The sequence below is a fragment of the Flammeovirga aprica JL-4 genome, from assembly GCF_012844305.1.
In the GTDB taxonomy this organism is placed as follows: Bacteria; Bacteroidota; Bacteroidia; order Cytophagales; family Flammeovirgaceae; genus Flammeovirga; species Flammeovirga aprica.
In genome coordinates, this window is record NZ_JABANE010000135.1 from 1 (window position 1) to 19,148 (window position 19,148).

The following is a 19,148-nucleotide window of genomic DNA, read 5'->3' on the forward strand; positions in this document are numbered from 1 at the left end:
CTATGACCATTTTTCACTATATCGTTGCCTTCACAGTGAGGACAACGTATTTCTTTGTAATGTCTCATATACATATAACAAAGAATCAACCTAAATCATCCATTACCGAAAAATGATATAAATAAACTAAAAGATATTTTACCTATTGAGTTTTCTAATTTATATGATGAGAAACACAATGATTTGATAAATGAGTTAGAATCTGTCATTATTTATTCAGAGGTTTTGAATGTACTTCAAGATTTAAAACAGAATTTCCGAATTTTCTTGATTTCTAATTTAGCATCACCATATAAGAAATCTGTTTTTGATAATAATCTTGACCACTATTTTGAAAAAATGATTTTCTCCTGTGATTATGGATGTTTAAAGCCCGAAAATGATATTTTTAAAGAAGTAGAAAAAATCACAAAGAATGAACCAAGTGAAATATTGATGATTGGAGATTCTTTTAAATCAGATATTATTGGGGCAAGAAAAATGAAATGGAATTATTTAAAAATAAATCGTAATACACCCATTACAAAAGGGTATGAAATAAAAGATTTAAGCGAAATAAGAAAACACATAATAACAACTAAACTGTTTTAAAACTCAGTTTAGACAAAATTTTCAATTAGAAAAATGAAAGAATTAGAATCGATCTGGCAAAAACCAATCTACCTTTCCTATCTACAACCTAAGCTGACTGATGAAATCATTGAAGGTGCAGAACAAAAACTTGGATATAAATTACCAAATGAATTTATCGAATTGCTAAAAGTTCAAAATGGTGGTTACATCCGAAAGAACCTTGAAGAATCAGTAAATGATAAGATTTATGGAATAGGACCATACTTTCCATCAATAACAGATGTCGATTGGGAAGAATATAAAGATTGGGTAAGTTTTGAATTAGAAGGGTTAATTCCATTTGACGGAGATGGACATTGGTACATTTGCCTGGATTATCGAAACAACAAGTCTACACCCGAAATTACATATGTTGATACAGAGTGTGATAATCAGGAAAAGGTGGCAGATTCATTTTCCGATTACTTATCTCAATTGACTCTTGGAGTAGATGACGAATTGGTGATCAGTACTAATGACACAATCTCAGAAATTTCCAATCAACTCGAAAGTATTTTAAATATCAGGTTTGAGGAACCTGATAGTTTTGCTCACGGGTATGATGAATATAGAAGCAAATTAGACAGTTCTTGGATTTGGTTAAGCCCTAATCTTGTTCCAAAAGGATTTGTAAGAAAAAATGAGGACAGATACGAGGAATTAGTAAAGTTATCCGAAGGAAAAGCAACTAGATTTCCGGAAATACCTGAAACTAGTTTACTAATTAGCTTCTCCGAAGAAAAAACGAGAGATTTTGTTATAGAGAAGCTTAGAGATAAGCAAATTGAAATTAACTCACTCAAAGAAATAATTGAAAAAAAATTATAGCACACTAAATATTTTTTTAATGGTCCAACGACAAGCTTTGCTTTCTAAACTAAGCATTGTACCTATTAACGTATGGAGAAACCACATAAAAAATAAGATATTGTGTATATTCGCTATTACATTTTTATCATAAATATAAACTAACGCTTACTTAAAGCAATAAAACTATGAATAATTTAGCAAGGCTTTTTATACTATTAGCTAGCCTATTTTTGGTGCAAAATATTTCTGTTGCACAGACTAAAAAAATCAACTTCGAAGTCTCTTTTTGGCAAAATGACAAAGAGATAAAAATAAAAAAAATGAAGGGCCGAAAGCGAAAGATGGTCAAGATTAAAAAAGCACCTTTTACCTTGCAAGTAAAGTTTTATAATAAAACTGAGGATGTGTATTTAAATACATATACACATGACAAAGTAATGGATCTTGACCTAAACTCAAGCCTATTTAAAAACAAATACTTTAAAATTGGAGGTGCAACATCTGCAAATAAAGAAACTTATAAGTTATGGATAGAAAGTATCCAATTTGATAGTGAGGATTCTGATGATTATGGTACTTTTGAACCCGTATATTTTTCGTACGCTCATGATCAAACTTCTTTTTCTGAAGTTAGTGATAGAAGCAAAGAGATAGTAATAGGAAAAAAAGTATATGATTCTTATGTTTATTTCCCTGATTCAAACCTAGACTACCCTATTGAAACTATTGATGATATAGGATATGATACGTTTTATATGACTTTTACAGATTTTGAGACAAAGTGGGATGTGGTTCTTATATTCGAATAGATGTGTAATTTTTAAGGGTAAACATTATTGTATTTATCCAATTTTAGAGCAAATTAAAAGATGAAAATTAAAGAAATATTAAATACCACAAATCATAGACCTTGGAAAATGCCTACTAGTGGATGGAAATTTTACCAAGAGTGGAATAATGCAATATTTCTTCATTATCAGGTTGACTTTAAAGAGTTAAAAAAACTCGTTCCTGAAGAATTAGAAATAGATCTTTATGAAGGTAAACCTTGGGTTTCGGTTGTGGCCTTTACAATGGAAAAGATACGACCTAAAAATTTACCTGCATTTTCGCCAATTTCAGATTTTGAGGAGATAAATATTAGGACTTACGTAAAATCAAACAATAAATCAGGGGTTTACTTTTTAAGCATTGAGGGTGGTAAAAGTTTATCCTGTAAGATTGCAAAGGCGATTTCTGAACTTCCTTACAGGCCTTCAAAAATTAAAAGGACTGACAAAACATATCAATCCACAAATTCGGAATTTAATGACCAACTTGAAATTGAATTCACTGTTGGAAAGAGTCTGCAAGAAAAAACTGAATTGGACAAATGGTTAACTGAAAGATATGCTCTTTTCCAAGATGCAGGAGATTCAATAAACGAGTTTGAAATCCATCATTTGGAATGGCCTGTTGATAAAATTGTTTTAAAAAAATTAGACATCAATTATCCGAGATTTAAGAAATTAATCAATAACACCCCAAGTAAAGTTCACTATTCTAAAGGTGTTCAAGTAATAGCTTGGGGCAAGAATAAAAAAGAAAAAAAAAGCTACAATAATGATAACCTCAAATGAAAAAATAAAGTTTATCAAAAGTCCCCCTTCGACTAGAGGTTTTTATTATCAAGCATTAAAAATGAACTGAGTTTTAACCATAAAAACTATGAACCTATATGTTCTTTCAGCAATCGTTTTATTGACTTCAGTGTCATTCGGTTTTAGTCAAACTTCACCAAAAATGGACACTTTTCAATGTGAAGAATTTTGGATTTCAAAGAATGCAGATTGGCAAATCGCTTACGATGATGTTAAATATTGTTCAAGTGCATTGATTTTAAAAAGTGAAGATGCTGTCTATGCAGTACTTTATCCTGGTTCGCTAACCTTAAACAATGATACAATTAGTGTTAATCAAGAAGCAGGATTCCCAAATAAATGCTTAAAGGTTGGAAAAGTTAAAGTTGGGGAAATGGAAACTGTGAGAATTGATTACTCAAATAGAAACTTTGTATTAATGCTTCTCAATGACACAATTAGCGTTAATCAAGAAGCTGAATTCCCAAATACAGAGGTAAGAGATAAAGCCGAGGAAGAGGAAATTGTGAGAATTGATGATCCACATAGAAACGTTGAATTTAAGATTCTCAATGACGCAATTATAGAATTTGATAAACAGCAATTCATACGGATAAAAAAAACAGTATTATATGCTTGCGACTGGTGTAATTTGGAATAAGAAAAACAACTGCTAATAATGTGTATACAAAATACATTTCATCTATTGCTAAATCAACGGTTGTAGCCCACTTTACTTAGGCTTTATTATTATGAAAAAATTCGATTTATTTTGGAAAGATGTTTACATAGGAGTTTTAAAAGAAACTAACTGGGACATGAGAAGTTCTGGTGATATTCTTTATAAGTTTAACTTCAAAGACGAAATACCTGAACATCAGATGTTAGCTGACTATATTAGACATAACATTAAAGCAAGTGAATATTTTGAAGAAGGTGATGAAGAAAACTATGATAGAATGTGTGAAGAAGATGAGAAATTTATAGATTTAATAGATAGTCCTGATTGGAAAATAACTGATAGTAAAGGTTTAGTTACTAGAATCCTATGCCCAATTTTTCATGTTAATAATGAAGTAACATGGCAGATTGATTTCAATGATTTTTTGACTAGAAAAAACAGTTGATTACTGATTATCATTTACCTAAAGTTTTCTGTATGATTCATTGTCGTCTTGTGGTTATCTAACAATAAACTGCTACCTTGAGACATCGTCAAAACATTACCTTCCTGTTCAAGAAAAAAGTTAATCATTGATAGATAAGCTAATCTTTTGGCTCATTTGAAATTTAAACGTACTCTGCAAAAAAGCATCGGACACATATATAGTACATAATTTTTCGAACATGTTAAACCGTATCAAATCAACTACCGTTGAGCGTTTCCCGAATAATATCAAACTTGATAAAAGAGATTTATTCGCTTTATTAATATTGCCTTTAATTATTGTTGTCGACTAATGGCAATAGCCATTATTGATGATAAAACGACTCAAGGGCTTATTGACTCAATATTTAGAGGTGTTTTATTCCTCGTAGTTGGTGTGCTTTACAAATCCATGCTCACTATACATTGGAAAAAATTCAAACAAGGTGGGTTTGCTTCATGGGGTATCATTATTTTGGGAGCTATTTTGTTACAAATAGTGATTTCCTTCACAAAATCTTTATTGCCTAGTGTTGCCAATACTGTAACTGATAATCCCGATACCATCACAGTAAGTTTTTCACTCTTTGTGATCTCATTAGGTCCGATATTTACTTCATTACTTGAAGATATTGTGTTTAGATATACCCTACTCCACAAGTTTTTTATTCCTAATACCTCAATAAGAATCGTAGTCTTAGTATCCAATTCAATCTTATTCGGGCTAATTCACTATTATAATTTTGATCAGCACCTCATTTTAACCGTAAGCTTCATGGCTGCAGGCCTATTCCTAAATCTTATCTACATTTGGACGAGGAATATATGGTATGTATTACTGATTCATGGCCTGAACAATTTCGTGTTATCTACTTTAGGTATAACTGCTCTTTGGTTCATGCAACTACTAAATTAAAAACTATGTACTCCCTGCCATCCACGAGAGTGTAAATCAACCATTATGAGTAAACTATTTATCAAATAAAAATAAAGTGTATGTTAGTAAAGGTCAAGATTCCAATAATATGTAAAAATTTTATAGTACTGTTACTACTTATCTTTCAAACATCGTGTAGTAAGAAGGAACTAGATTATGATATCAAGCTATTAGAGAATAAAAATTGGTACCTGTGCACAACATTAGAACAGGATGAAGATCAATTCTATGACTATATAAAGGGTGGTATTCTAAAAGTAACCATGAATTATGATAGTATTAAGAAGGTGAAATTTTTAAACGCTGGTACTCAGAAAATTTTAGAAAATGTAAATGAGCACCAACAAGGCGATAATAACATCCCTTGTGTCAACAAATCTAGAATTATTTCACTTACAGAAGACTCTCTTATCCTTGTAATGGAAACACCTTTAACTATTTCATTATATGGAAGTTCCATTCCAATTAGTATTGATACAATGAGGTTTACCTCCAATTTCAAAAATGTGGATTATGAATACACTCAGAATTATACTCCAAAGTTTGAGTATATCACATTAGATTATCATTCCCCTAAAATGAGAGTTGAAATAAAGTCGGGCAGTCAATTCAATTTGATTAGAAATAAAAGAAAATATTCTGGTTCTTTAAGCAAAAATCAAACTGCTATCTTAAACGATAAGATTCTAATTTCATGCTTTATTTCCAATATTGACAGAATATATTATCAAACACATTTCAGAAGTTTTGAAGACTGTTACTCATCAAACATAGACTTCAGTATCAAGCTTAAAGAAAATATCAAAGGGTTTAAACTTCATGATTATACACTAAACCACGTTAAGCTAAAGAATAATGAATTATCTGTTGAAGTTCAGGCAATATCCATGGACTACAACTTCATTGAATTATCAGAATATATTAAAGAGTTATCAAATGAAGTCGTATTAACTGAAATACAATAATGATTTCTATTGTATTGTGAAATTTCGGTCACTAACTTACAGAAGTCTTTCAACAATCTAATAGCAAACTAATTTTTTAATGATGAGTTGGGAGTGTTTTTTACTAATGGATATATGGTGTATGTCCGTTAAATTTTAAGGGGTAAATTTTATTGTGTTTATCCAATATTAGCAAACAATTTATGAGAACATTCTACAAATATCCAATCTTGACTTTGATAACAAATTTAGTTGTTAATTTATTGCTGGCATTCTTTCTAGTTTTAATTCTTGCAGATGGGATTCTAGATTATAAAGTTGGGTTTGTAGTGAATTCACCAATAATTGGACTAGTTCTGATTACCTTGATTCTTACATATGTGAAATATTTTGGTCGACAGAATTCCGAAAATAGATGCTTCTCAATTAATCAACTGTCGGATGGTTCAAAGTAAAAATAATAAAACCGAGCAGGACAATTAGGGCTCTCTTTGGTCTTCAAACCCCAAAATTAAACCCTCATTATTATACTGCATTTCTTCAGATCGTAGATTTTTTATGAATAGATTATTAACACTCATAATCCTCCTTTTAATAGCGTCAATCTGTAACGCTCAATTTGATATTAAGGGAACTGTCATTTCGAAAGAGTATGGGGAAAACTTACCAGGTGTGGTCATTGTTGAACTTGGTACGGAAAACGGAACAACAACAGATTTAGACGGAAACTTCCAACTAACCGTCACTAACCCGAATGCAACTTTGGAAATCTCATCTATTGGATTTGTTACCAAACAAGTGAAATTGAATGGCGAACATACACTATCAATTGATCTTAAACTTGATTGTATTAGAGATTTCTTTGACTCTCAAAGTATCTCAGTTTATGCTCTATCAGGAGTTCTTAACAATCCAATTGGTGGTCAACTTGACTTTGCATTTCCGTATTTTAGCCGAGGAACTTTGATCACTAGCGTCTCTTATCAATCCGACCTGGACGACAAAAGTTTCATCAACGGAAAACTTGAGTACAAGCATTTTATTTTCAACTGTGATCTCGACTTTGACCTCAACTGGTATCATAGACGAGTCAACTTTACAGATTTCAGATCCGTTACAAATTCATTTGAAACCAACTTTAACTACGGGAATTTCAGAATAACTGCTGGATATAGTAACCTTAACTTTGATAATCCTATGATGGAGGAAGTCCAGAATTTTTCAGCTCCTGTGGTTGGCTTAGGAACTTGGGTGAACACTACGCCTATGCAAATACTGATAACGGGAAAAGTGGCTCTCTATGGAAATCGAACCGAAATGGTAAGTCAAGCCAGGTTTTATACAAAGTACGTAGAACTTTTTGTAAACTACTACCAACTTGACACATTTTCCGAGTTGACAATTGGAATCGGAAAAAAATTTGGATATTGGCTCAAATCCCAAAGACAATTTAAAAAGCAACACAAAAAATAATATAATACAGCATAATCAAGTAAACTATTCTTAATAATCAACATTAAGCACAGGAAAAAAGATAAAAAATGAGATATACCAAGATCATAATTTGTGTGATTTTTGTAAGCATTTCTATCCAATGTCTTGCAAATGAATACTTAAACATCAAACATAAAGCAAAAGAAAATCAAGAAATGAAACTATTGAAAAGTGAATTTGAGAAAATCATCCAATACCATATTAATAAGGGTGAATTACATCAAAGGGATGAAAAAGATGTAAGGTCGTTTGTCAACTACTTGCTCAATCAAACTGAATACACATCAAAGAGATTAACAGAGGTAATTGAAAAATATAACTACGAAACAATAAAACCCGATGAAAAATATAATGTGTGGCCCGAACTTGAGTTCTGGAGAGGTGTAGATGATTTTGGTTCCTCGGTAGCATTAAATTATGATGGAGGTGTTGATATAATAGACGGAGAAGAACCGGTTGTGATTGACAGGTATGATAATTATGCTCCTCTCTCAGATGCAGACAGATTAAAGGCGTCAAAAGAAAGTAAATCGGTTAAAATTGATCTAGAAAAGTATCCAATTTCTCTGCTTGGATATTATGATAATAAATTTAATGAAACTGCATTATTTTATGCTTGGATAGGGTACTTATGGCAAGAAATAGAAGGCCATAAATGTGGAATCAAAGTAAAAACGATTCAAAATAATAGTATTGCCACTTATTCATTGAACGATTATTTAGATGGAGATTTTTCTGCTTTTGGCGAAAGTGATTATGGTGATAAACCCTCTAGAATAAGTCGTTTTTTCCCTCGTAAACTTAGTTTAATAGAACTGTATATAAGAGCATTACAAACGGGCTATCCTTTCAATCCATTTAAAAATTATTGGAGGTACTTTGAAAGAGGAGATGAATTTATGGAGATCGTAACCTATGAATTTTCCACTGGAGTAAGGTCAGGAAAAAAGGCAAATAGAAATTTAGAAGAAATAAGTCAAGTAATCAAACATGAAAATTCTGGTGCTGCATTAAAGCACATTACAGCATTTACAAATCAAATAATTTTTGATGGGTGGGAGGAGAAATTGAGGCCAATGGGTATGCCTGAAAGAATGCACAAAAACGCTTTTGATTTTGATATTTGGACAGGCGTAAACTGGTCAAAAGAACAGACCAATAGGCTTCCTGAAGAACAAGTCGTAAAGCTTGAACAACAACTTGGAATTAAATTGCCAGAAAGTTTCTTCCATTACCTAAGGTTGCTTAACGGCAGGCAATACAATTCTTATAATATGTTTTTCCCTATCGACAATTTGTACACCATTCAAGTGAAGAAATTTTTCAATATCGAGGAATTGGAAAATAAGGCAAAAGTGTCATTAACTGAGAATTCTAATCACTTATGGATTGGCGAATTGATCAACGAAAAAATTCTTGGGTTAATAATTGATGAAAAAAGTGATGACTATGGCAAAGTAGTTATTGCCGAGGATGGAAAGCTTGAAATTTGTGATTATTCATTTGAAAGGTTTGCTAGATATTCCCAAAGTTCCCCCAAACAACCTGAAATTTTTGCCGCAGAAGAAAATGACGCGGACTTTTTACGGAAGAGAATAAAGGAAGGATGGGATTACAATACAAGTTACAGCTATCAGAATGCAGTTACCCAAGCCGCTGAAAGTAATTCTCATGAAGCATTGGAAGTATTGTTAGAAGCTGGAGCGAGATTAAGACACAATAAACACAGAGATATGCCTTATGCCTTCGATGAAAGAACAATGGAGATATTGGATAAATACCAAAAAGATGAATAATAGGATCTTGTTGGTGATAAAGCAGGTTACTCCGTAAATAAATGGTAAAAAAAGCCTACACTGTTTGGAGTACCAAGCCGATAGGCCTTACTACGAAGGTTATTATTGTTTCAGATTACAACAAACATTGAATTTGCTCACTTTGATAACAAGATTAATTAATAGTCGAAAATAAGTTTATGGAAAATGCAATCAAAAATAGAATTCCGATTCATGTAGACTTAGAGCCAAATCGCGATGAAGTTTATTCAGGGATTTGTTTAAAAGAAAATAACGAAGTCTTCATTTTTATATGTTTTAATGATGAGAAAAAAGAATATGATGGATACGCTATTTTGAGAAGTCAAGAAATAGAGAAGTATCGGTATTGGGATAATGAGGAGCTTAGCGATATTAAGAATAATAACTACAAAGATTTCCTCAATAAATTACCTCTGGGTGAAATGAATTCATTCCAAGATTGTTTAGTTAAACTAAAAGAAAAGGAATTGATAGCTATTTTCACATCAGACGATAATGATTCATATTATGTTGGGAACATCAAAAATATAATTGATAAAAAGGTAACGTTAAGGTTATTAAGTGAGTCTTCAGAATGGTTGGATGACATAGAAATAGTAATCGACGAAATTACATATATTGGATTTGATACTAGCTACGAGAAAGAGTTAATTAAACCACACCGTCAATAAATGAAATCAGCAGGAGATAGCTACCATGCAGTTAAGTATACAAACAAATTTCTAAAACAACTTCGTAACTTGAGTTATTAAAAACAGAAAGCCCAATGACAAAATTTCATCATCATTGGGCTTTCAATTTTCTAAACGCTATAAATTAACACAGCGTATTTACTAAAATCAATCTGAGATTATCTCACACTCAATCTGATATTTCTTACACCATATTCAGTGTTGATTTTCACCAAATAAAGACCTGTTCCTAATGAACCAATCTGAACTGTTCTTTGGTCTGAACTGATTAGGCCCACACCTTTTAAATCATAGATGGTCATTGATTCAAATCCTTTTGCGTCCACTGTTACTACAGATGTTGCAGGGTTGGGATAAATCGATACGTTCTCAAGTGCTGTATCCGATTCTAACAAGCTTGCTCTGGAATTTGTACCTGATCCAACGCTTATATAATCAAAATACATGTAGCCCCAATGCTTGCTGATGGTCACGGTATTGCTACCTGCCGCTACTTCAATATCAATTGATTTTTCTAACCATGTGTTTGTTGGTCCATCAAATGCTATGCTTCCAAGTGAAGTTCCATTGAGATCCACGTATTGGTTTTTATTGCCGTGAGGTAAGAGGTATGCAATCTTGATGGTTTGTGTTCCTGCTGTGGATGCATTGAAAGTCCAAGTGATGGTTCCTTCGCCTTGCATATGAACGTATTCACCTGCGCTTGCTGTGGCATCAGTGGCTACGGTTACTGCTGTCAACGTTGCATTTTCAGCTTCAAGAATACTTGCTTCCAATGGTGCTTCTTCTACCACTACTGTTACTTCATCAGTGGCAGTCAAGCCATCGGCATCCGTTACAATTAATGTGATCAGGTGTGTTCCTACTGACAATTCTACTGTTGGGTTACTGCCTGTTGCAATCTCTACTCCCTCTTGTATCCAACGGTAAGAAGCGATAGGGCCTTCTGCGTCAGTACTTGCTGTACCATCTAAAACAACTGTTTCCCATCCGTCTTGATCACTGTCTGTCAATTGTTGGTCTATGCCAGCATTTGCTACTGGAGGTGTATTCTCGCTCACTGTACCTGTGCAAACGGTCAAGTTCTTCAAAGCGTAAGTGACCTCTTGATTGAGTTGTGAAGCAAACGTCAGGTAGAAGGCTAAGTAGGCTTCAGTTGATGTTTGTGATGCTGTAAAGTCAACATTGTAAGTATTGAATCCTGTTTCAAATGGACCTGTCATTTCAATGCCTGACTGTATTATATCTACTGGCCCTTCGTTATTGTGAGACGAAATCAATGCTACTCTCATTGCTGTAACTGCTGGCGTGCTTGCCGAATTGAAATCAAAAGATAAGCTAACTGTTTCACCTTGGGTAACCGTCAGAGGAACGCCCGTTTGCATCAACCACATATCCGTTTTTCCCCACATTCTGTGTGTCAATACTAACGCTCCGCCTGCATTGGATAAACCTGAACCATTGTTCTGATCCGACCACTCGTTTCCTAATGACCAATTCGAGGCCAAAGGAGTCGCATCTGATAAACATCCTGCAGGTAAGATTGTCACTTTTACATGGTCTGAACTGCTGATGCCTTGATCGTTAGTAACCGTTAAAGTGATCAGGTGTTCCCCTACTGCTAGTGCTACATTTTTTGTAACGCCTGAAGCAATGCTTACTCCGTTTTCAGTCCATTCATAAGCGACAATGGTTTGCTCGCTGTCCGTTGATCCTGTTCCATCCAATGTTACGATCTCTACACCGTCTCCGTCATTGTCATTCAAGAATTGGTCTGGGCCAGCATTTGCTGCAATTGATTTTGGAACGTCACCATACACTTCGAACTCATAGATGGAATGTCCCCATTCTAATGCTCTTTGAAGACCGAACATTCTGATATGTCTTGCATTTACAGCAGGGAAAGTGATAATGTCTTCTCCTCCTGTGCCTGCATTGTTGGTATAAACGGTATTCCATGTTGCACCGTCTTGTGATACTTGAATCTCATATTGCGAACTGTATGAACCTTCCCAATACAATCTCACCTCATTAACAGAATATTCCTGATCAAATGCTACCGCAATCCAGCTTGGGTCCTCATATAAACTTGACCATCTTGTCAGTTGATCCCCGTCATTTACACTTTCTGCGGTGTTGGCTCCTTCTTCTACTGAAGACGCTGTTACGGGCTGATAAAGTGCTAAGTTGCCCGTTCCAGGTTCGTTGACACTGACAATAAAGTCATATGCTCTTGATGCCGATGGCGATCCCGAATCGGTAGCCGTTACTGTTACCTTCACCTCTCCTGTAGCGTTGTTTGCAAAGGCCAATGATAACATTCCATTGCTGACCGATGGAAGCACTACATTTGCTGGAGTTGTTTCTACTGTAAAATTCAAGGCCGTTCCTTCTGGATCATTAAATACCGTATTTAGATCTGAATACCCTGCCAATGTTGACGCATTTTTATCTATTCTAAAACTATTGATCTTACCTACAATTACAGGTTTGTGATTTCTATTCGGATCAATAGCGATATCAGGATAACCGTCAATTGTTTTAATACCAGCTAGCATGGCATCTCTATGAATCTCATCGGTATTGTCACCGTCATCATAGGTTCTGTACTGCCATCCCCATGCTCCTGCGTAACCGTTGTCATATAGAATTTTAAACAAATCTTCCTCGGCCACTGAACCCGGCTGGTCTTCTACATAAAACTCACCAATAACCAATGGTTTGTCCAGTTCCCAATGCGATGCAGGGTGCACAAACGGAGAGTAAGTGGTACCTGCCCAGCTGTAATAATGCACTTGATAGTAATCCAAAATACCCAATGCATCCCCACCGGCAGCGATCAATTCTGCATCAGAATAATAGTTTTTCTCCACTCCTGAGAAAATATCAGAATTGGCTTTGAACGACCATGCACCATTGGTCACTTTTGCATTTGGATCCTCTCTGTGAATCGCTCCCGAAAGTCTATTGATAAAGCGTTGGATGGTTGCCATTGAAACGTGATCTGTAAAGTCCCATCCAAATTCATTACTCATGCCCTCCGGCTCATTGAAAATTTCCCATGACAATAAAGCTTCATGATCTTTCAAACCATTGACCATTGGAATCAGAGCATTGTTGATATAGGCATCAATATTACTTTCTTCCTCCAATAGTTTTTTCGCTCTTTGAGAAACTTCAATTGGATAATCTCTTGTATTCAACATATCAAACGACCATAAACACAAGTTCAATACTACATTGTGATCGTAGGCAATGTCCAATACATCTCTTAAATCTTGAATCATTGAAGGTTCAAGACCTGAAGTGTAACCATTGGCATCTAATTCTGGATTGTTTGCACCATTGATATGCACCCAAAGTCTCATGGAGTTACCTCCTCTTGTTGCGAAATCGGAAATCGCTTGCTCGTAATAGGCTAAGTTGGTGGTTTTCTCTCCAAAATCATTGGCGAAATTATACCATGCTAAGTTACCGCCAGATAAGAAAAGTGATTGATTGCCTACTAGCACTCGGTCCAGTCTATTAGCATTAAATGGATCTACAACTACTGTCACCGTCGTGCTGTCTGAGGCACCTTTATCATCTGTCACCTTTAATTCGACTGTATGTGTTCCTACGGCAAATTCTTCTGTAATAGTAACGCCTGTACCAATTTCAGTACCTTCCATTGACCACACATAAGAGACAATTGATCCATCGTCTGTACTTTCTGAAGCATCTAAAGTCACCATTTCCACACCGTTGTTATCCGCATCTGTCACTCTTGGTGAAGTACTTACGGCTACTGGGTTTTGATTAGGTAATGACTCCCTTACTACAATGACCACCTCGTCAGTATCCGTATTGCCGTCCGCATCGCCTACTGTCAGTGTAAATGTATAAGTACCTAAAGCTAACTCAAGTGACACAATTGCATCCGTAGAAATTACACTATTTCCATCAGACCAAGAATAAGTGGTGACTGCAACATCATCAGTGCTTGCACTGCCATCAAGAATCACGGTCTCAACACCATTTCCATCTTCATCAATAACGGTTTGATTCTGTCCAGCTTTGGCTACTGGAACATCAATAGGACCTTCAAATGGAGGAAGCAATGTAGCCGGCGCTCCCTCATGTGTATTCCAATAAGCCGATAATGCCGTAGCCGCTGGTTCGTTGTACCACTCTGAATATTCATTAATTCCAATCACATCATACGGCGCACCTCCGAACCATAATAGGAAGGAATTGAATTTAGTTCCAGAATCATCCGCTACATACTTTACAATACCATCAATTGCGATGGCTGCATCCGTCATTTGCTCCTTATCATTCAGCATATATTCACCTGCCCCGGCACTCAACCATGCATCAGCATCCCATACGTTAGGAGCGGCCAAACCTCTCCATCCCATACCATATTCACCAATGTGAAGTACCGGAATATCTTCGGGAGCAATGCCAAGAGCACCAATCAATACTTCATTGATAAAGTTATCTTCATGCCATAATAAGGCTTGTTTTACCTGATCAGGAGTTGTCATCGCTCCTTCTTCAGCGAAAATATCCAATGGCATATATTGAGATATTGTCATTTCATCTAACCCTGCGATATATCTACCAATTGCCGCTCTGTCTTCATCAGTAACACCTGCTCTATCTAAGAACTGTGCTTCAGGATTTAATTGCTGATTAGGTTCGATTCTCTCAAAGAAATCTTGGTGTTCAGGGATCTTCAATAACAATTCAATATGATGACAGAAGTTATGGCTTAAAGTAATATGCTGTGCTACATCGCTGTAAGTTGTAGCCAACAAACCTTCTACTTCATCACGAAGCTGTATCCATTCATTCGGATAATTCAACATGGCATCCATTAATTCAGCCCCTAAGTCAAAACGAATTGGCATCGTTGGTGCTCCTGTTTCTCTGATCGCTTCTGCCAGCATTTGAAGCCCAGGTAAAATAACCAATTCACGGTAGCCGATCGTTGGGTTAACAGGATCAAATTGGTCAAACTTTCCTCTCCAATCCTGACCACCTGGAATAGTGCTCCAATTATCTCTTGTTGCTCCCATTGGCATAGCATATTTGATCGGGTCAATATGCGGTCTATAGTTGATATAGTAATCTCTGCTTAAAAGCTCCTTGATCACCGATTTTTGCAATGCAATACTTGGTGTTTTCTCTGCACCTTCCCATTGTGTGATAATTCCCTCTTCATAAGTATTCACAAAATAAGTAGGGTTGATAGAAACATATTCAATACCCCAACTATCCATATTATCAATGTAAGTGGCATAGTCATCAAAGTGAGAGACATCCCATGTGGTCCATAAAATACCAATTTTGTTGGCACCTTGGCTTGGTACCACTGGATTCTCACCGTTGTCGCCACCATTATCTCCTCCTGATCCATCAGGAATACATTCATAACTTGGCCACCCTTCACATACATATCCTTCCGGACAGTGATCGTTGGAAGAACAGCTAATGCCAGAAGAGCCCGCATTGATCGTTACAGTAATTGTTGTTGTTGCAGTGTCGCCCGAATTATTTGTAACGGTCAAATCAATCTTGTGCGTTCCCACAGGAAGGTTTACTGTTGGTTTAGCACCTGTTGCAATTGTGGTTCCTGCTTCATCTTTCCAAACGTAAGAAACAGCATTACTACTCGCTGAACCATCAAGTGTTACGTCCGCTACACCATCATTGTCTGAATCAGTAGCAGTAGCATCTGACGCTGACGCAATTGGTGCTGTGATTGTATTTTGAGAAGATACTGTTACCACAATTTCATCAATAGCACTCGCACCTTCATTATCTCTCACTTGCAATTGAATTCTTGTAGTTCCCAAAGGAAGATCCACCGTGATTTGAGGTCCTTCCCCAATAATAACACCAGCGTCAATCCATGTATAAGAATCAATTGTACCATCTGCATCGCTACTATTAGAACCATCTAATGTCACCGTCGCATAACCATTACCATTTGTATCATATACCGTTTGATCGTTACCCGCGTTCGCAATTGGCAAGCTGTTGCCTGCTTTGTTCACCGTTACTGTCATTTGATCAGAGGCTGTAGCACTATCATTGTCTGTCACTACTAAAGTGATTTCATGCGTTCCCTCTGCCAAAGTAACGGTATCAATTACCTGATTTGCGATTTCATTTCCGTTTTCCAACCAAACATAAGAGACAATAGATCCATCAGCATCAAAAGAAGCGCTTCCATTAAGAACAACTGCTGCGAAACCATCTTTATCATCATCTGTCACCGTTTGATCTGCACCTGCATTGGCTACAGGAACACGGTTTGCCCCTGAAGTAATTGCTCCTTTTAAGTTGTCAATTTTGATGGTTCCGCTTCCTGCATCCCCTCCAAAATAAAAGGACATTTGAGTAATTGCTCCCGCTTCTACTACTCCATTGACTTGTCCACCCCATGATGGATTTGCAAAGGCAGAGAAAGGTAAATAAACTTCTTCACTTCCTCCTAACGTAGTGGAAGCCTCCCAATATTCACCCGAAGCTTCTTGGAATTGTAATAATAAAGTTCTTCCTGAATTATCACCTTCCACTAAAAAGCTCAAACCGTCATAGCCTGCAAGATTGGCATTCATGGTTTTACTTACCCCTGCATAACTGTCAAATGAGTATTCTAACACCATACTCTGACCTCCTTCCAAAGGTGAAGAGGCATCTAAAGTAACGGTCACATTACCACCGCTAGGGTTTTGAGTCCAAGTACTTTGCACCGCGGCATTGCTGACATAGTTTTCAAAATTGTCAACTACCGGTGATGGTAACTGTGTGATGAAGGATTGCGTTCCTCCTTCAATTGTTGAAGAGTAAAGTGAATTATAGGCTTCTACAGTCCAGTAATAAGTGGAAAAATAATTTAGGTTTACAGGTGAAGTAAAGCTCGCTTGATCAAGTGCTTCTTCGCTGATAATTGGATTGGACAAGTCGCTGTTTGGTGAAACAATTAGTTTGTACAATGCGGCATTATCTGCTGTTGACCAAGAGAAAACGGTGTTCTCAACGCTTACTTCATCCGTACCAGGAGAAGAAGGTGTAAATACTCCTACCGGTGGAGGTGGTGATTGCGTTGCAAATGAATATACTGTATTACTAATTTTACTTCCGATATAATTAAACGCTTCTACTTGCCAGTAATAAGTAGTGTTATACTCTAGTTTATTAGCTATAGGAAGAGCATAATTTACGGATGTAATATCAGCTACGGTTACAACCGGATTGGTTAAATCTGATGATTTAGAAACCGTCAATGTATAATTACTTGCGTACTGTGCACTCTCCCATTGGAATACAGGAATCACACTGACATCACTTGATGCATCTGAAGGCGACAGTTTATTAAATGAAGAAGGCGCCGCTTGAATATTCTTCTCTAACATACGCTGACCATGCGCCGTCAACACAGGTGCAGTATGCGGGTCAAAACGTGAATACTGATGTCCATCGCCAGGCCATTTCACTCTGTATAACCAAATTTCATCTACAGGCACATTCGTTTCGCAGCCATTCCCAATGTCCAGTGTATACCCTGCCGTAGGTGGTTCTGATGGTGCAGTATTCAATCCAACCAGCATCCAAGAACAGTCGCCCGCCATGTCCGTTTCATAAATGATATCCGTATATGCCTTCATTACTTCCGCTCTTTCAAGGTCTTTGGTCAAATTCCAATCACCTTTATATGCCTTGTCGTACTCTTCCATAATACACGGTTTGTTTAAACCATGCGCTACTTCTACGTGATACGCAGTCCATACTTTTCCCCATTCCAGGTCCTTGCTCCAGTTGTCCGTTGCATAGTTGTGAATTGTACCAAAGTCGATATTTGGAAGTTGAATCAAGCCCTCCCAATCTCCCTGACCACCAGAATATTGCCAGTCGTTGGTAATCAAATCCTGCCCGTTAGCTTCTCTTTCAGCATTGATCTGATTGACTTCATCATAAGAATAATTAAACAACCCTTCATCCCCCATACTGACCATATGATAAGGATCTAGAGTTTTGATGTAAGACGACATTTCATCTGCCCACTGTACATATGCACCCACAGTAGCAGACGTAGAACGTGCCTCATTAGTCAACTGCCAAGAGAAAATAGTAGGATCATCTGCATACTTTTTTCCTGTTACAGTGTTTGTTCTCGTCACCCAAGATTTCACATACTCTTTGTAAATGTCTTTCATCTGCGGATCCGTGAAAAAATTGTTCGCCGAACCACCTGTCCATTGAGCGTACTGTTGCATTCCACCAAAATCCGACCAATAGTTAACGAAAACAGGTATACATTTTAAATCTCTTTTCTCCAATTCCGCCATAATGGAATCAAGATGTACATACCCTGCCTCATTATAAGTGTAGGCATCCGATTGAAGGTTGTAGCCGTCGTGAAGTTTGGCTCCATCCATAAAAAACCACATTCTCACCACTTTCTGGTTCAGACACACCATACCATCCAAGATATCCTTCGCCATATCCATGGATTTGTACATCATGTAGTAGTTGTTGGTCCCCGAAAAATAGTAAGGTTCGGCGTTGCCGTTGCTAGTGTTTCTCAAGAAAACCGTGTCTTGAGCGTATACGATTCCTGTTGGAACGTCTGGATTTTGAGCATAAGAATTGCCCGTACCAATCCCGTAAAGTGAAACGATCATAATCAACCATTTCAAGATGCTTCGCACCTCATTCATTTCAAACTTCATAGTAATATGTTAGTTAATAATAACACTCAAAAGTCCGTATTTTCGACACTTATAAAGTGTAATTTTTTTAAGAAATGGGGGATATTTAAATTATTACACCTTATTGTTTTGGTTGTGATTGATGTATGAGTTTTAAATTAGCCTTGCAAGGTATATATGATATATTAAATAATAGGTATATAAACTTACGTCGCCCAATCACAAAGCTGTTTTTGGGTGACATGAATTGAAGAAACCATCCGTGCCAATAATTTTTTGAAAATTGTTTTCCGATATACCCTTCTATTAAATCGAAAATGAAATTCATCTAAATATCGTTGGATATATTGATCACTGACATGGTGATGAAT

12 protein-coding genes are annotated in these 19,148 nt (G+C 36.2%); 11 read left to right on the forward strand and 1 reads right to left on the reverse strand.

Annotation, left to right across the window (positions count from 1 at the left end; genetic code table 11):
- Window positions 1-135 precede the first annotated feature (135 nt).
- The 11 genes from HHU12_RS29360 (at window position 136) to HHU12_RS29410 (ending at window position 10,051) form a co-directional block, all read left to right on the forward strand.
- Window positions 136-591 carry an HAD family hydrolase gene (locus HHU12_RS29360; RefSeq protein ID WP_394353218.1) on the forward strand — a complete coding sequence of 152 codons (456 nt, stop codon included), beginning with the start codon at window positions 136-138 and terminating at the stop codon, window positions 589-591.
- 33 nt (window positions 592-624) lie between these two features.
- Window positions 625-1,440, forward strand: coding sequence for an SMI1/KNR4 family protein (locus tag HHU12_RS29365; RefSeq protein WP_169660303.1), 816 nt, complete (start codon window positions 625-627; stop codon window positions 1,438-1,440).
- 167 nt (window positions 1,441-1,607) lie between these two features.
- The gene (locus tag HHU12_RS29370; protein WP_169660304.1) at window positions 1,608-2,231 is read left to right on the forward strand and encodes a hypothetical protein; all 624 of its coding nucleotides are present in this window, start codon (window positions 1,608-1,610) and stop codon (window positions 2,229-2,231) included.
- 60 nt (window positions 2,232-2,291) lie between these two features.
- Window positions 2,292-3,041 carry a YqjF family protein gene (locus HHU12_RS29375; protein WP_169660305.1) on the forward strand — a complete coding sequence of 250 codons (750 nt, stop codon included), beginning with the start codon at window positions 2,292-2,294 and terminating at the stop codon, window positions 3,039-3,041.
- Between the two features lie 163 nt (window positions 3,042-3,204).
- The gene (locus HHU12_RS29380) at window positions 3,205-3,702 is read left to right on the forward strand and encodes a hypothetical protein (RefSeq protein WP_169660306.1); all 498 of its coding nucleotides are present in this window, start codon (window positions 3,205-3,207) and stop codon (window positions 3,700-3,702) included.
- A gap of 91 nt (window positions 3,703-3,793) precedes the next feature.
- Window positions 3,794-4,168, forward strand: coding sequence for a hypothetical protein (locus HHU12_RS29385; protein ID WP_169660307.1), 375 nt, complete (start codon window positions 3,794-3,796; stop codon window positions 4,166-4,168).
- Window positions 4,169-4,501: 333 nt separating this feature from the next.
- Complete coding sequence (locus HHU12_RS29390; protein WP_205960027.1) at window positions 4,502-5,104, forward strand: CPBP family intramembrane glutamic endopeptidase; 603 nt, start codon at window positions 4,502-4,504, stop codon at window positions 5,102-5,104.
- 80 nt (window positions 5,105-5,184) lie between these two features.
- Window positions 5,185-6,090, forward strand: coding sequence for a hypothetical protein (locus tag HHU12_RS29395; protein WP_169660308.1), 906 nt, complete (start codon window positions 5,185-5,187; stop codon window positions 6,088-6,090).
- Window positions 6,091-6,627: 537 nt separating this feature from the next.
- Window positions 6,628-7,542 carry a carboxypeptidase-like regulatory domain-containing protein gene (locus HHU12_RS29400; protein ID WP_169660309.1) on the forward strand — a complete coding sequence of 305 codons (915 nt, stop codon included), beginning with the start codon at window positions 6,628-6,630 and terminating at the stop codon, window positions 7,540-7,542.
- Between the two features lie 68 nt (window positions 7,543-7,610).
- Complete coding sequence (locus tag HHU12_RS29405; protein WP_169660310.1) at window positions 7,611-9,359, forward strand: SMI1/KNR4 family protein; 1,749 nt, start codon at window positions 7,611-7,613, stop codon at window positions 9,357-9,359.
- 179 nt (window positions 9,360-9,538) lie between these two features.
- The gene (locus HHU12_RS29410; protein ID WP_169660311.1) at window positions 9,539-10,051 is read left to right on the forward strand and encodes a hypothetical protein; all 513 of its coding nucleotides are present in this window, start codon (window positions 9,539-9,541) and stop codon (window positions 10,049-10,051) included.
- A gap of 179 nt (window positions 10,052-10,230) precedes the next feature.
- On the opposite strand, the gene HHU12_RS29415 is transcribed toward HHU12_RS29410, so the two are convergent.
- Window positions 10,231-18,798, reverse strand: a complete 8,568-nt coding sequence (locus tag HHU12_RS29415; protein ID WP_169660312.1) for a PKD domain-containing protein — start codon at window positions 18,796-18,798, stop codon at window positions 10,231-10,233.
- Window positions 18,799-19,148 lie beyond the last annotated feature (350 nt).